Below are 14,697 nucleotides of genomic sequence, written 5' to 3'. Positions count from 1 at the left end.
GGACCCGACCGAACCTTTCCCTGGAGTAACACGACATGCCCAAGCCCACGAAGGGTCCCCGCCTCGGAGGCGGCCCGGCCCACGAGCGTCTGCTTCTCGCGAACCTCGCGGCAGCTCTTTACACGCACAAGTCCATCAAGACGACCGAGACCAAGGCCAAGCGCCTTCGTCCGCTCGCCGAGCGTCTGATCACCTTCGCCAAGCGCGGCGACCTGCATGCGCGTCGTCGCGTGCTGAGCGTCATCGGCGACAAAGAGGTCGTTCACACCCTCTTCACCGAGATCGCGCCGCTGGTGGCCGAGCGTGACGGCGGCTACACCCGCATCACCAAGGTCGGCAACCGCAAGGGCGACAACGCCCCGATGGCCGTGATCGAGCTCGTCCTCGAGCCCGTCGCCAAGAAGACGTCGACCAAGGCCGCCGCGGCTCCCGCCGCTGCTGCTCCGGCCGCTGAGGAGCCCGCCGCGGAAGAGCCCGCCGCCGAGGAGACCTCGACCGACGAGGCCGCCGCCGCCGGCGCCGAGTCGCCCGAGGAAGGCGCGGCCGCTGAGGCCGCCGCCGACGACGCCGTCCAGGACGACGCCAAGGCCTGAGCCTCTCGCTCGCACGAAACCCCCGCCCTTCCGGGCGGGGGTTTCGTCGTTCCACCCCGCCCCCGGTCGGGCCCTCGTCGTTCGCCCTTCCGCCGCGCTCGTAGGCTGGACGGGTGCGCATTCGCCTCGACATCGCCTACGACGGCACCCACTTCCGGGGGTGGGCACGCCAGCCCGCCCTGCGGACGGTCCAGGGCGTCCTCGAGGACGCCCTCGCGCGGATCGTCGGAGGCGAGCCCCGCCTCATCGTGGCCGGCCGCACCGACGCGGGAGTGCACGCCTCCGGCCAGGTCGCCCACCTCGATCTCGACCCCGATCAGGCCGCCCGCCTGCCACGCCGGCGTCGTGACAACGACGAGTCCGACGCCGTCGCGGCTCTTGCCGGCCGCGTGCGCGGCGTGCTGGGCGCCTATCCCGATGTGACGGTGCGGAGGACGTCCCGGGCACCCGAGGGGTTCGACGCGCGATTCTCCGCCGTCTGGCGGCGGTACACGTACCGTCTGGCAGACGCGGCGACCGCCTACGACCCGCTCGACCGTGCCCGCACCACGACCCTCCGCAGCGCTCTCGACGTCGAGGCGATGGATGCCGCGGCCGGGCGCCTCATCGGACTCCACGACTTCGCGGCCTACTGCAAGGCGCGCGAAGAGGCGACGACGATCCGCACCCTGCTCGAGTACGACTGGCACCGCGGGGCGGACGGGGTGCTGGTCGCGAACGTGCGCGCCGACGCGTTCTGCCACAGCATGGTGCGCGCCCTCGTCGGGGCGTGCGTGGCCGTGGGGGAGGGGCGCATCGAGATCGACGATGTCGTCGCCATTCGCGACGCACGACTTCGCATCCCCGAGACGAAGGTCCTCGCCGCCCGCGGCCTCGTGCTCGCCGAGGTGGGCTATCCCGCCGACGAGCTGCTCGCGGCGCGCGCCGAGCAGACGCGCAACCGGAGGGATGCCGACGACGCGGCATCCTGATTCGCCCTCCCCGACCGCGCGCAACCCCCGCAGGCGGCCATCGGCGCAGGTCGTATGCTGACCAGGCCATGAAGGTCATCTCGTACAACCTCAACAAGCACCGCGCGGCGGGGGAGCTCGACGCGCTCGTCGAAGAGCACGAGATCGACGTGCTCTGTCTGCAGGAGTGCGACGCCACCGACATCCCGGAGCGCATCGGCGGTCTCCGCCTCGCCGAGGCCACGCAGCGCAACCGGCTCGGACTCGCGCTGTACTTCCGCGAGAACACCTTCCGCGCCGAAGAGGTGCGGGCCATCGCCCTGAAGAAATCGCTCCACGACTACGTCCTGAAGCCGGCCGAGGAACGCATGCTCGGAGTGCGCCTGCGCGACATCGATCAGGGGCGCGACGTGATCGTCGCCTCGTTCCACGCGGCGCCGCTCACGGCGCTGAACTCCCTGCGTCGTCACCAGATCCGAACGGCGCTCACCGAACTGCAGAACCTGGGACCGGGGCTCCCCGCCCTCATGGTGGGCGATTACAACTACCCCGTCTTCAAAGAGAACCTCGGCCAGAAGGTGCGTGATCAGGGGTACGAGCTCACCCTGAGCGACACCCGGACGTACACGCGGTACCGGTTCTTCCGCGGCCACTACGACTTCGCGACATCGGTGGGTTTCGACATCGCGCACATCAAGACCCTGCCCCAGGGGCTGAGCGATCACCTGCCGATCCTCATCACGGCGCAGGTGTCGGCACCGCGTGCGCCGCTGCGCGACTGATCAGTCGGATACGACGAAGAGGGGGCCGTCTGCGGACGGCCCCCTCTTCGGTCGGGTGGGGTATCAGCTCTTGCTCGCGCGGCGGCGGCGGACGACGGTGCCGATGCCGACGGCCGCGCCTCCGGCGAGCAGGGCCGCGCCGGTCAGCCACAGGCCCGTCGTGCTGCCCGCGTCGAAGCCGGTGGCGGCGAGCCCGCCTCGAGCCGGCGCGCTCGGCGCTCCCGCCGCGTTCACCGTGACGCTCGCGTGGAGGACGACGCCGCTCTGCGTTCCGGTGAACGTGAAGGAGTAGACGCCATTCGCCGTCGCGGGGAAGCGGACCTGGGCGTTCAGGTTGCCATTGACCGCCTGAGAACGCAGCGTGTCGTTCGTCTCGGTGGTGACCGAGGCGAGTGCGAGGCCCTTGGCCGCCGTGCCGGTGGCCGAGATGGCGATATCTTCGTTGCCCTGGAACGCCGCTCGGCTGGTCGAGAACGTCACCACTCCGCCGGGCGTGGCGACCGACGGCGATATGGTCACGACGGCAGGGTCGGTATAGGCGTTGGCGGCTGTCGGTGCGATCAGCGCCGCTGCGGCGAGCGAGAGCGCGGCGACGGCCCGGATGATCGTGGTCTTCATGGTGTGCCCCATCTGCTTGGCGTGGTCGAGCCGGTGATCGAAGCGGAACGCGCCGCTCCATCGGGAGTCTTCCCCACGACAGGGGAGGGACGCGGCGCGTCGAGACCGCTTTCACGCCCCGCCTCACCGGACTTCACCCGCGACGGGCGTCTCATCCGACTCCCGCGAGCGTGGGGCACGCACCCGCTCGGGCCACCTCCGTCGGATCGCTCGTCGGCGTCGAGACGACGTCCAGCCGCGGCGTCGTCGGGATCCGTACGTCCAGCTCCAGCACCCCGGAGCGGCCGGGCGACAGCTGGACCGACCACTTGACGACGGACAGACCGTCGTGCGTCCCGTCCGCGAAGCCCGAGGGGGTGTCGTCGTTCGATGTCGTGCGTCGGGCGGCCACCTCGGCGCCGCGCGGGAGATAGACGTAGACACCGGTCAGCGCGTCGCCCACGGGCACTCCGTATTCACCGCCGCCCGTGACGTAGGCGGGGAGTGTCGCGGGATCGGGCGCGCCGTTCCGGAGGGCCACGCGGACGACGACCCGGTCGTCGCCGCACCATCCGGCCTCGATGTCCGGATGGAGGTAGGAGTCCATCTTGGATCCCGTGCCGTCGTCGAGATACACGCCGATCGTGGTGCGCTCCCCGTCGGAGGCGGGCAGTGCCCCCTGCAGCGTCGAGCCGTCCAGAACGGACTGGTCGGCGGCATCCGCGTTCCACACCAGCACGCGGCGCTCGGCTCCCGCGCGCGTCAGGGCGTCGACGAGGGCCACCGGATCGCCGCGCCCCTCGACCAGCGCTTGGAACACGGCCGAGGATGCGCTCTGGAAGAACGCGTCCTGCGCGCGCGGGTCGGAGAAGCGCCGGTAGACCTCGTCGAGTAGCAGAGGGACGGCATTGTCAGCGGTGAGCTCGTCGCCGGTCGGAAGGGTGACCGGTCCTGTCGCCCGCAGCAGGTAGGAGAGGGTCACGGGGTCGACGGCGACCACGGCGTCGACGTCGACCCCGTGCGTTCGTCTCCACATCTCACGGGCGATCTGCGCTCCGAGGGCGAAGTCGGGGATCTGCGTGGTGTTCTGCAGGTACCGGGCCGGTCGCGTGTCGAAGATGCCGCGGACGTCGTCCGGCAGGGTGAGCGCGGGATCGTGGGCGAACACGGAGAAGTCGCCGCTCGAGGCCTGCGCGGTGAGCGCGAGGTGCCCCTCCGCGGAGTCGACCTGCGCGACAGCGCCCACCACGCCGCCAAGGGAGCGCCATTCGGCATTGTTCTGGAAGAGCAGGAGCGTCGATCGAGGGCCGTCGGCCCCCAGCATCCGCGGGAACAGGATCGTCGCCCGCTGCAGGGCGTCGCTGTCGGCGGCGGCGCGCTCGAGCGTGGCGGAGGTCGATGACACCGCGGAGGCGAGCGAGCCGAGGAGAGGAGCGGCATCGATGGCCGACACGCGATCGGCCGCCCCTTGCAGCACGCCCGCCGCGTCGGAGACGGCCGGCGCCGCGGACGCGACACGGGCGACGTCGATCGCCCCGTCGGGGCCGCGAAGGGCATCGGGTGCGAGGAGCTGGGCCGCGGTGCGAAGCGGAGGAGCGGCCTCGGATGCCACGTCGTCGACCGCGGCGGCGGTGACCGACAGCGCGGCCAGTTGCGGGCCGATCCAGGGCAGCGCCTGCGCGGCGGACCAGATCGGATCGTCGGTGAGGGAGCGGGCCGCGGAGGTGTCGGAGGCCGCGTCGCTGAGACGCTCGATGGCTCCTGCCGGATCCTGCGCGTCGGCCGTCGCCGCCGCGACCGTCGCCTCCGCCGACCGGAGGTGCTGGACGGCCACCGCCCCGCGCACGCCGATCCACGCGGCGAGTCCGGCGCCGAGGACGAACACGCCGAGCACGGCGGAAGCGAAGATCGTGGCCGCGCGGACACGACGGGGTGCGGAAGAAGAGCGCGTCACGCGCACACGATAGGCGCTCGTCGGCGGTCGCCCCGCACGGGGCACCTACACTGAGGAGAACGATCCGGGGGAGGACGAATGAGGCTCGCAACGAGGCGCGGGAGGCTTGCCGGCGCGGCAGCGCTGTTCGTCACGGGCGCGCTCGCGCTCTCCGGGTGCGGTGCCCCGCCCTGGGCCCAGGGTGCAGACCAGGCGTCGCCGTCGCCCTCCCCGACGGCGACGGCGAGTGCGGTTCCGCAGCCCGTCCGCAACGATCTGTCGAGCGGGTCCACGCAACGGCCGCTCACCGCGGGAGCCGTCAGCGCCACGGTGAATTACTGGTCGACGCTGTCGATGGACCGGTGGACGCCGACGGCCCTCAAACCGGTCAGCCTGTCGATGGTGACGACGGTGTCGCCCGATGACGGGCAGAAGGTCTATCTGCAGCGCGCGACGATGACGGCCGTCCCGGGCAACGCCGCACAGTCGTTCTCGCCGCTCGCCGCGCAGTCCGATCAGACCGACGCCCCCGGATACCTGGTGCTTGCGCCGTACAGCTATTCGCAGACGTTCAACGTCGGAGAGGTGCCGGCGGATGCCACATTCGTCACCCTCCAATTCACCTTCGAGTTCTTGGTCCAGACCACCCCGACGTCGAACGAGTTCGCCAAACAGACCGCGAGCGACAGCCTGACCGTGGCGATCGCCGGCGGTGGCGACAGCACATCGGGCTGATCAGGCCCGCACGCGCTCCCAGCGATCGCCGCCCTGGCGGGTGGCCTCGGCGGCGGCGCGATCCGCTTCGACGACGAGGGCCGTCAGGTCGAAGTCCGCCGTCTCGGCGGGGACCCATCCGACGCTCGCCGACACCTGTACTCCCACGTGCGACGACGAGTCCATCTCGGTGATGCGGCGCAGGACCGTGCGGACATGCTCCCTCAGCACCGAGTCCGGCCGCGAGACGACGACCACGACGCGCCCGCGGGTCTCGCGTCCGAGATCCGCCTCCGCGGGGAAGGTCGCGGCGACGACCGCCTCGAAGTCGCCGACGAGTCGCATCCAGGCGTTCTCGCCGGCGGCGCTGCGCAGCTGCTGAGGATCGTCGAGCCGCACGGTGAGCACGGCCCAGCACTCCTCTCGAGCGCGCGCGGCGCGCCGGAGGCGGTCGGATGCCGTGACCACGAAGTGCGGCCACGACGACGCCGCTCGCTGCCCGGAGGGGGAGACGGAAGTGAAGTACAGCAGGGAGACGGTCGCGCAGACCAGGAAGACCAGCATCGCCAGCCCGTTGATGATCCGCGGCAGAGAGAGGTCTCCGATGCTCGCGGGGGAGGAGAGCCCGGAGACGAGGACGGCGACGCCGAGCGCGACGAAGGCGGCCGAGACGATCGCCAGGGGCAGGGCCAATCTCTCGAGTCGGTCCGCGGCGTGACGCATCTCGCCGAGGGTCAGCCCGGCGAACACCGCGGCCCCCACGAACGCGAGGCGGAAAGCCAGCCCGTACGCACTGAGGTCGGCGACGCTGGTGAAGACCGCTGCCGTGACGACGGCCTGCAGGGCGCCGATCCAGGGCATCGACCGTTTTCCCCGTCGGGCGCGGAAGCCCGACCAGATGAGCGCCGGGGCACCGAGCATGAGGCCGAGCCCCGCACGCCGCACGGTCTCGTCATCGAGGATGGCACCCGTCACCGAGACCCAGGTGCTGGTCATCGCGAGGACGAAGGCGAGCGACCACAGCAGAGCGGAGCGGGAGGGCCGGTGCAGGAAGCCCAGCCCGATGATCATGATCGTCCCGAGGGTGGCGACGGTGGCCTGGGCGAGTCCGAGGTTGGACAGCACGTCGCTGGGGGTCATGCGGCCTCGGTCTCGGTGCGGACGGGGAGGACGACGGTCACCGTGGTGCCGGAGCCCAGTTCGCTGTCGAGGAAGAGCGACCCGCCCTGGTCTTCGACGATGCTCCGGATGATCCCCATACCTAGGCCGGTGCCGGGGGTGGAGCTGTCGCGGACGCTCTGGGCGCGGAAGTACGGATCGAAGACGCGCGCCAGATCGTCGGGATGGATGCCGATCCCCGTGTCGGTGAATCGCAGGATCACGTCATCCGGGGAGACCTCTCCGGAGATGCGGATGGATCCACCTGCGGGGGTGTACTTGATCGCGTTGCTGAGGATGTTGTCGAACGCCTGGCGGAGGCGGAAAGCATCGCCGAGGACCTCCGCCGACGGGGGCAGCTCGTCGATGACGTCCACGCGTCGCGCGGCGGCGGCGGGCCGGAAGGATGCCAAGGACGACGCGATGATACGGCTCGCGTCCGCCGTGGCGGGGGCCGCCTGATCGCGGAAGACGCCGCGCGAGCTCGCGAGGATCTCGGAGATCAGCTTCTGCATGCGCTCGCCCGCCCCGGCGATGACCTCGAGCTGCTCGCGCACCTTCGGGGACAGGTCGGGGTCGTCCAGAGCGAGGTCGGCGTGCCCGACGATCGCGGTCAGGGGGTTCCGCAGCTCGTGGGACACCGTGGCCGCGAGGCGCTCGCGTGCCCGTTCGGACTCGATGAGCGCGGTGATGTCGTGGACGATGAGCAGCGTGCTTTCGGGCTCGTCGGACGAGATCAGGCGTCGGGTCGACACCGACAGGGCGTGCCAGTCCCCGTGGGTGTCGAACAACCACAGACGCTCGTCGTCGAACTGCTCCCCGCGGGCGGCGCGGGCGAAGGGACGCTCGGCCTCGGGGAGCGGATCTCCGCGGAGCGTGGCGTACTCGACGGCTCCGCCCGGCCGTTGGGGCTCGTCGCGTTCGACGCCGTAGAGGTCGACGTAGGTGTCGTTCAGAGCGAGCACCTCGCCGTCGGCCGAGAGGCGGGCGATGCCGGTGTCGAGCCCGTTGAGCATTTGCGAGACGCGTCGCTCCTGCCCCGAGACGCGCTGCAGCGTGCCCTGGAGTCGGCTGGCCTGACGCCGGAGGAGTTGCTTGAAGGCGCGCGTCTGCCGGGCCGACAGGAACGAGGTGATGGCGATGAAGGTCAGCGACAGCAGCACGACGATCAGCCGGAGGGCGGTGACGGGCCCGGTGGAGTTGATCGTCGCGTCCACCACGATCAGGACGCCGACCGTGCCGATCGCCGAGATGAGGTACGCGAGGGCGAAATGGGTCGCGATCCAGATGATCGGGAACACCCAGAAGAATCCGAAGCGCAGGTCGGTGCCGAAGCTCAGAAGGCCGATTCCGATGATGTCGCCGAACGGGATCACCGCGACGGCCGCGCGGGGGAACCGGTGCCAGGGGACCACGATCGCCACGGCGGTGAGGGCGATGACGAGGCCGACCCCCGACGAGAACGACCACAGGGAGAACAGGGTCGGTTCGAGGGCCTGGACGAGCAGGACGGTGATGACCACGCTCGCACCGAGGACGAGCTGGAGCAGCCAGACGGAGCGCGTGCGGCTGCTCGGGCTCGCGCCGTCGTCGTCGTGCCCCTCTCCCGCAGCAACCGCCGGTGGGACGTTCCTCACGGATGCCATGTCTTCGAGTGTATAGAGAGTGGTGTAGTCTTCTGCGCGCCATCCTGTCTCTGCTCGCCGCTCGCGATCCTCGCATCGCGACGACCGGTCAGACTCCCCCTGAGGCCTGCATCCCGCAGCGTGATGGTCGTTCAGCGACCTCTGCGCATTCTGCGCTGATCCTCAGGAGTACACCGTGAGCATGCCCTCTCGCCGTCGCGCGCGCGCGATCGCATCGGTCCTCGCCATGGCCGTCGTCGTCCCCGCGACGTTGACCGGCTGCGCGCAGGTGGCCGACCTCTTCAACGCGTTGCCCGGACAGGTGGGCGGCGGCGGTCAGTCCGTCGTCGTGGCGACCCCCGAGCCCGCCGTGACCGCGACGGCCAAGCCGTTCGACTCGCAGTTCACCTACGACGGCTCCGTCTCTCTCACCTCCGAGGTGGCGGACGGTCTCGAGGTGCGCCTGGACGTGTGGGCCGACAACCCGAAGCGCACGATGGAGTGGACGTCGACGAACGAGAAGCAGTTCGGGTTCGCGATCAACGTCGTCGACAAGCGCGTGGACGAGAAGGCGGTCCTCACGCAGAAGCGACGCGTCTACCTGTCCTCCGTGTCGATCAGCTCCCAAACGGCCCAGACGAGCGGGCAGGTCTCCAACCCGTTCCAGTTCAGCGCGGATCCCCGCACGCTGGTCCCGTCCGACACGCTGCGTTCCGATCGTGGACTTCTCCTCAACAGCTTCCAGGGCGGTCTGCTCGTTCCCACGACCTCCATCCGGCAGCTCCCGAACGACACGTACGGCATCACGCTGGAATTCGCCCTGAACGTCGCCGTCGAGGGCACCGCGAACACGGACTCGTCGTTCTCGCAGCAGACGGTGTACCAGTACCTGCCGATCGCCATCTACAGCGACGGCGGCCAGGCGGCCTCGACGGGGACGACCGGGACCTCCTCGAGCACCGGGCGCGCGCCCGGATGGGGACAGGGCACCGGGTCGAACTGAGCGGCCGCTCGGGCCGGTCAGTCCTCGCGCTGCTCTTGACGGGGGCGTGGTCGGCGGGCGTCCATCAGGAGCGAGAGCTCGTCCACGTCGGCGACCAGGCGATGCTCGAACGTCAGATCGGGCACGTCGGCGTAGTCGATCTCGGGCATGCGCCGCGCGAAGGCGATGCGTACCTCCCGCTCGAGCTCGGCGGTGTCGGGCGCCGCGGGAGCGACCGCGAACACCGTGTCGCGTCCCGGCATCCCGCAGGCGGCGTCCTCGAGAGAGTCCTCGAGCGCGGCGGACACCGCGCGCAGGATCATGTCCGCCCGTTCGGTGCTGTGGGCCGCGCGGATCAGGTCGATCTCCGGCACCCGCACGAGGGTCGCGCGAACGCTCTGCCGGGTCGCCAGCATCCGGGCGGCCGCGCGGCGGAGCACGCCACGGTCGTGGGCGCGTGTGCCGGGCGCCGGGGCGTCGTCGAGTTGACGGCCCAGGCGCACCACGGACACGGACACGAGGACGATGGCGACGGCGCTGACAGCGGCGGTCGTCTCGGCGGAGACGGGACCGCGTCCGATCAGGGGGCCGACTCCCGCGACGCCGACCACGATGAGGCGGGAGAGGTTGTACGCGGCGTAGACGCCGAGCGTCCACGACATCACCCGCGCCCCCGACAGGGCGCCGAGGGGGCGTCGTGAGAGCTCGAGTGCACTCAGCGCGCCGAACACCGTCAGTCCGGCCGTCTTCAGCAGCGTCGCGTCGTCGAGGGGGATGAGGAACGTGAAGCCGAGCATGAGGACGGCGCCCGCGGCGGTGCTGACGGCGCCGATCGCGCGACGGCGGTTCAACCGCCGCGCTCCGGCCCAGATGAGGCCGACGGCGACGAGATTGGTGGCGTTGCCGATCGCGGCCGCGGTGTCGCCGCCCCCGGCTGTTTCCAGGACGTTCATCGCCCCGCACAGCAGCGCGGCGATCGCCGCGCAGCCGAAGTAACGCACCATGTCGGCGCGGGGGCCGCCGCGGTCGTCCTCGGGGCGACCATGGGTCAGGAAGAGCATCGTCAGCGCGAGACCCGCAGCGGCGATGGAGGCCAGGAGAGCGAGGAAGATCACGGGGTCGCGTCTCCTTCGGGGGACCGCCCGCAAATCTTGAGGAAATCTTGCGGGGAAGGTGTTCGTGTGCGGTGGTCGCGTTGCGGCGAACCTACCAGAGTGGGACATGGCCGATACGCCATTACACCGACAGGAAGACACCGCCATGACCGATGCGCGCAGCTTCACCCCCCACGCCCGGGAATTCGATCTCCACGCGGGCGAGCTGGCGGCGGCGTCGTCGGCGGATGAGCACGGGTTTGCGGACGACTTCGCGGCGGTCCTCGAGAACACGTCGGTCCACCGCTCGACCATCGGGTGCGTCATCCCCGCGTACAACGAGGAGGAGTCGATCGCCGATGTGATCGAAGCGCTCCTCGCCCAGACCCGCGTGCCGGACGTCATCCACGTGGTCGTCAACAACACCTCGGATGCCACGGTGAAGATCGCGTCCGAGTACAGCGGCCCGCACGAGCTGCACACCGAACTCGGCGAGCAGTTCACCGAGGTCTTCGTGCACGACATCGGAAAGAACCCCGACAAGAAGGTCGGCGCGCTCAACTACGGCTACTCGCTCGTGGAGGGCTACGACTACCTCCTCGGCGTCGACGGCGACACCATCGCCGACACGAAGGCCGTCGAGTACCTCGAGACCGAGGCGGTGTCGGACTCGCGCATCGGCGGGATCTCCGCGATCTACACGATCGACGACAAGCCCATCAAGGGCGTCATCGCGCGGTTCCTGACCGCCGGTCAGCGCACGCAGTTCGCGGCGTTCAACCTGCAGAACATGCTCCGCGGTCGCAACATGGCGGTCCTCGGCGGGCAGTTCTCGATCTTCTCCACCAACGCCCTGCGCGACGCGATGAAGCAGAACCACCAGTCGACGCCGTGGGTCAAGGACTCGGAGGTGGAGGACTCGCTGCTGTCGCTCCAGATCAAGAGCGCCGGCTACCTCACCAAGATCAGCCCGTACGCGCGGGCTGACGTGGGCGGCATGACCACGCTGTCGGGGTACGACGCTCAGCAGGTCAAGTGGACCTACGGCGCGATCGAGCTGATGTGGCCCGGCCAGCGCGGTGACACCAAGGGGCAGCCCTTCCACCCCAACCTGCGCCTGCGGTGGTTCGAGAACTTCGGCATGCTGACCAACCTGTTCGTGCGTGTGGCGTTCCTGACGCTGCTGGCGGGCTCGCTGTCGATCGGCGCCTTCGTCTTCTCGCCCCTCTGGCTGATCCCGCCGGTGATCGCCATGCTGCTGAACCTCCGCATCGCCCGCACCATGAAGAACTGCAACCGCAGCGACGTGCTGTTCGCGGTGCTCTTCTTCCCCGCCGAGTTGTTCATGTGGATCCGCATCAGCCACTTCGTGCGCTCGTGGACCCGCTTCCTCTCCCGCAAGAAGGTCGACAACTGGGCGATGCAGGCCAAGGCCGAGCGCGGCGGCGGTCTCGGTCACTGGACCCCGATGGTCGTCCTCATCGCCGTGGCCATCGCCCTCGCCGTGATCTGGGTCATGGTCGGCCCGATGGTGCAGTCCTCGATCCTCTGGATCGGGTGGCCCATCGTCGGTGTGGTCACCGTCCTGCAGACCCTGCTCATGTTCTCCAAGCTCGTTCGTCGCCAGCACGGCTTCAAGGTCTGACGAACACCGGATCTGATCGCGCCCGAACGCATCAGAGACACGGATGCCTCGGCCCTGGGGAGGGTCGAGGCATCCGTTATTTCGCGGGGGTGAGCTCAGGGAGCCGCCAACAACTCCGAGGTGAGTCGGTATCCGACGCCGCGCACGGTCTCGATGTACCGCGGGTTGGCCGGGTTGTCACCCAGCTTGCGGCGCAGGTTCGTCATGTGCGCCTCGATCGCGCGCTTGTCGGCCTCTCCGACGAAGTAGCTGGTGACGTAGGACTCCCCTCGGAGAACGAGGGTGAGATCGGCCTTGCTGCGCACGCGCCGCTTGGACTCCATGAGCGTGGCGAGCAGGTCGAACTCCGTGCGGGTCAGATCGAGCTCCTCCCCGCCGACACGGACCAGACGGCTGTCGGGGTCGAGCTGCAGATCGCGATGCGCGACCCAGGATCCCCCCGTGGGGGTGAGGTCTCCGGCCGCAGGGCGCGGCACCAGCTCGGTGCGTGGCGCGGCCGCCGGGGCGGGAGCCGTGCGCGGCTCGGGTCCCTGCGACGACGGCACGATGACCGCGGCGCTCGGTGCCGGGGCGGGCGCCGCGGGCGGCGGGGTGGCGACGTCGGGACGCGCTGCGGGGAACGACGGACCGACGCTGTCCTGGCGGGGCGCGGCGGACGGCTGCGCCTCTCCGCCCCGGGGGCGTCGGAGCAGCGCTTCGATGCGCGCACGCAGCTCGCGCGGGCGGAACGGTTTCACGACGTATTCGTCGGCTCCGGCGCCCAGCCCGAGCACGACGTCGGCCTCTTCTTCGAGGCCGGTCAGCATGATGATGTACGTGTCGCTCTGCTGACGGATGCGGCGTGCCGCCTCGAACCCGTCGATGCCCGGCATGTTCACATCGAGCGTGGTGATGAGGGGCTGGTAGGCGATGACCGCCCGCACCCCGTCGATACCGTTCCCGACCGACACGGTGGAGAAACCGGCCGATTCGAGGACCTCGACGAGGAGGTGTCGGATGTCCGGGTCGTCCTCGACGATCACCGCGGTCTTCAGCAACTCGGAGCTGTCGCTCATTTCACCCACTCTTCCGGCTTCGCACGAGATCGTGCCCGCGTTCTCCCCCGAGACACGGTGTCCGTCGCTTGGCACAGCGACGAGCGCAATCTTGACACACTTCGCGACGAAGTCGCCCGCCCCGCACCAGAAGGCGGGAAGTCGCGGAGCTGTCAGCGCTGCTCGCGCGTGAGCTCTGCGGCCGCGGAGGGCCACCAGGTTCCGGCCACGGGACCGCCGTTGCACTCGCCGTCGCTCTCGCCGGGCGGCTTGATCCAGAGGTTCGTGTCGACGACGCCGTCTCCGAACGAGCCGCCGGGGCTGCCCACGAGTCGATCGGAGGGATTGCACCACTCGCTTCCCGCGGGGCCGGCGCCGTTGCGCGAGGTGTCGATCACGGCGTGCGTTCCGCCCAGGGCGTCGGAGAGGGCGTGGGCGTAGGCGAACTCCGCTGCCGTGTCCTGATAGTTCGAGACGTTGAGCGCCACTCCGCGAACGTCCGGCAGGAGCCCGGTGGCGCGGATGAGGTCGGCCATCTCGCTGACCGGATGCCACGACGAATGCCCGCCGTCGAGGTAGATCCACGTGTTGATCCCGCGGATGTTGTCCACGGCATCCTTCAGATATCCGGCGCGGTCGGAGGGGCTGCCGCACGTCGACGAGAGGGCGATGCTGTCGGGTTCGAGCACGACGATCTTCTGGATGTCAGAGGCGTTGCCGAGGGCGTCGCCGATGCGGGCGGTCCACGCGCGGTAGGCGTCCGGATCCAGGCCCCCCGCGGAGTGGTTTCCGCAGTCCCGGTCGGGCAGGCCGTACACCGCGACGGAGAGGGCGGCATCCTGGTCGCGCGCTTCGGCGGCGAGGTGCGCGATCCGGTCCCACACCTCGTCGACGGGGTCGATCTCCGGGGTGAGCCAATACGTCGTGGGCTGCGCAGCGAGCCACTGCGCGGCGGCCTGCTCGTCGGCACTGCCCTCCGCGGACTGCGCCGCTTGGGCGGCCTTCGATTCGTCGGGGGCGACGATGCGCGTGTCGACGGCCGGCGGGCGAGCGGCGAGCGTCTGGAAGAGCGTGCTCACCAGGTTTCCGACGAGCGCGATCGCCGCGATCACGGCGACCAGCGCGACCACGGCGAGGATCACCAGAACGGCGCGCGGGACGCGGCGCCGAGGGCGGGTGAATCGCGGGAGTCGGGGCACGGTGAGCACTCTAGTTGAGGTGTCGAGAAGGTGACGGCGGGGTAGTTAACCGGGTGAAGGGTTGTAGTCTCTTCTGGTGGGAAAACTGGTTTACAACACCCTGGGTCACTCGTTCGATATCGAGGACCGCACGCTCTCCCACCTCCGCATGGTCTTCATGAACAAGCTGCGCCGCGGGGAGCCGTTCATGTTCCACTTCCCGCTCGGCGACGGCAGTGGCACGCGCAGCCTTTGGATCTCGCCCTCGATTCCCCTGGTGTTCCACTTCTACGGCAGCCGGGCCCCGCAGCTGAATCGCCGGTGGATCGACGACCTCATGAACGAGGCAAGCTCCGCGCACGGCCTGGTCATCACGAACGAGCCGGAGCCGGAGACGATCTCGGCCCCCTGA

The 14,697-nt window shown here is 70.0% G+C and carries 14 protein-coding genes; 7 read left to right on the top strand and 7 right to left on the bottom strand.

Annotation, left to right across the window (positions count from 1 at the left end; genetic code table 11):
* Positions 1 to 35: 35 nt before the first annotated feature.
* From rplQ to FB047_RS03950, 3 genes are all read left to right on the top strand, one after another.
* Positions 36 to 593 (top strand): 50S ribosomal protein L17, encoded by a 558-nt coding sequence (rplQ, locus tag FB047_RS03960; RefSeq protein ID WP_136585936.1) that lies wholly within the window; start codon positions 36 to 38, stop codon positions 591 to 593.
* Between the two features lie 113 nt (positions 594 to 706).
* Positions 707 to 1,564 carry a tRNA pseudouridine(38-40) synthase TruA gene (truA, locus tag FB047_RS03955; protein ID WP_136585935.1) on the top strand — a complete coding sequence of 286 codons (858 nt, stop codon included), beginning with the start codon at positions 707 to 709 and terminating at the stop codon, positions 1,562 to 1,564.
* A 68-nt stretch (positions 1,565 to 1,632) separates the two neighbouring features.
* Positions 1,633 to 2,325, top strand: coding sequence for an endonuclease/exonuclease/phosphatase family protein (locus FB047_RS03950; protein ID WP_136585934.1), 693 nt, complete (start codon positions 1,633 to 1,635; stop codon positions 2,323 to 2,325).
* A 63-nt stretch (positions 2,326 to 2,388) separates the two neighbouring features.
* Here the strand turns inward: FB047_RS03950 and FB047_RS03945 are convergent, their stop codons facing one another.
* Together FB047_RS03945 and FB047_RS03940 are read right to left on the bottom strand one after the other, a co-directional pair.
* Entirely contained in the window at positions 2,389 to 2,943 is a 555-nt protein-coding gene (locus FB047_RS03945) for a hypothetical protein (RefSeq protein WP_136585933.1), read from the bottom strand.
* Between the two features lie 151 nt (positions 2,944 to 3,094).
* Positions 3,095 to 4,876, bottom strand: coding sequence for a DUF4012 domain-containing protein (locus tag FB047_RS03940; RefSeq protein WP_136585932.1), 1,782 nt, complete (start codon positions 4,874 to 4,876; stop codon positions 3,095 to 3,097).
* Between the two features lie 78 nt (positions 4,877 to 4,954).
* Here FB047_RS03940 and FB047_RS03935 point away from each other — a divergent pair, with 78 nt between their 5' ends.
* Complete coding sequence (locus tag FB047_RS03935; RefSeq protein ID WP_136585931.1) at positions 4,955 to 5,590, top strand: hypothetical protein; 636 nt, start codon at positions 4,955 to 4,957, stop codon at positions 5,588 to 5,590.
* On the opposite strand, the gene FB047_RS03930 is transcribed toward FB047_RS03935, so the two are convergent.
* Together FB047_RS03930 and FB047_RS03925 are read right to left on the bottom strand one after the other, a co-directional pair.
* Entirely contained in the window at positions 5,591 to 6,709 is a 1,119-nt protein-coding gene (locus tag FB047_RS03930; RefSeq protein ID WP_136585930.1) for a hypothetical protein, read from the bottom strand.
* The gene (locus tag FB047_RS03925) at positions 6,706 to 8,373 is read right to left on the bottom strand and encodes a sensor histidine kinase (RefSeq protein WP_136585929.1); all 1,668 of its coding nucleotides are present in this window, start codon (positions 8,371 to 8,373) and stop codon (positions 6,706 to 6,708) included. The genes FB047_RS03930 and FB047_RS03925 overlap by 4 nt, the downstream gene beginning before the upstream one ends.
* A gap of 181 nt (positions 8,374 to 8,554) precedes the next feature.
* Between FB047_RS03925 and FB047_RS03920 the strand changes: the two genes are divergently transcribed.
* Entirely contained in the window at positions 8,555 to 9,355 is an 801-nt protein-coding gene (locus FB047_RS03920; protein ID WP_136586430.1) for a fructose 1,6-bisphosphatase, read from the top strand.
* 17 nt (positions 9,356 to 9,372) lie between these two features.
* On the opposite strand, the gene FB047_RS03915 is transcribed toward FB047_RS03920, so the two are convergent.
* Complete coding sequence (locus FB047_RS03915; RefSeq protein WP_136585928.1) at positions 9,373 to 10,449, bottom strand: hypothetical protein; 1,077 nt, start codon at positions 10,447 to 10,449, stop codon at positions 9,373 to 9,375.
* Between the two features lie 145 nt (positions 10,450 to 10,594).
* Between FB047_RS03915 and FB047_RS03910 the strand changes: the two genes are divergently transcribed.
* Entirely contained in the window at positions 10,595 to 12,073 is a 1,479-nt protein-coding gene (locus tag FB047_RS03910) for a glycosyltransferase family 2 protein (protein ID WP_136585927.1), read from the top strand.
* 95 nt (positions 12,074 to 12,168) lie between these two features.
* Here the strand turns inward: FB047_RS03910 and FB047_RS03905 are convergent, their stop codons facing one another.
* Together FB047_RS03905 and FB047_RS03900 are read right to left on the bottom strand one after the other, a co-directional pair.
* The gene (locus FB047_RS03905; protein WP_205822653.1) at positions 12,169 to 13,128 is read right to left on the bottom strand and encodes a response regulator transcription factor; all 960 of its coding nucleotides are present in this window, start codon (positions 13,126 to 13,128) and stop codon (positions 12,169 to 12,171) included.
* Positions 13,129 to 13,280: 152 nt separating this feature from the next.
* A complete protein-coding gene (locus FB047_RS03900; protein WP_136585926.1) occupies positions 13,281 to 14,306 on the bottom strand; it encodes a glycoside hydrolase family 6 protein in 1,026 nt (341 codons plus the stop codon).
* Positions 14,307 to 14,382: 76 nt separating this feature from the next.
* On the opposite strand from FB047_RS03900, the gene FB047_RS03895 reads away from it, so the two are divergent.
* A complete protein-coding gene (locus FB047_RS03895; RefSeq protein ID WP_136585925.1) occupies positions 14,383 to 14,697 on the top strand; it encodes a DUF7882 family protein in 315 nt (104 codons plus the stop codon).

It is taken from the genome of Microbacterium hydrothermale (assembly GCF_004854025.1).
GTDB classification, from domain to species: domain Bacteria; phylum Actinomycetota; class Actinomycetes; order Actinomycetales; family Microbacteriaceae; genus Microbacterium; species Microbacterium hydrothermale.
This window is presented reverse-complemented; position numbering and strand designations above follow the sequence as displayed.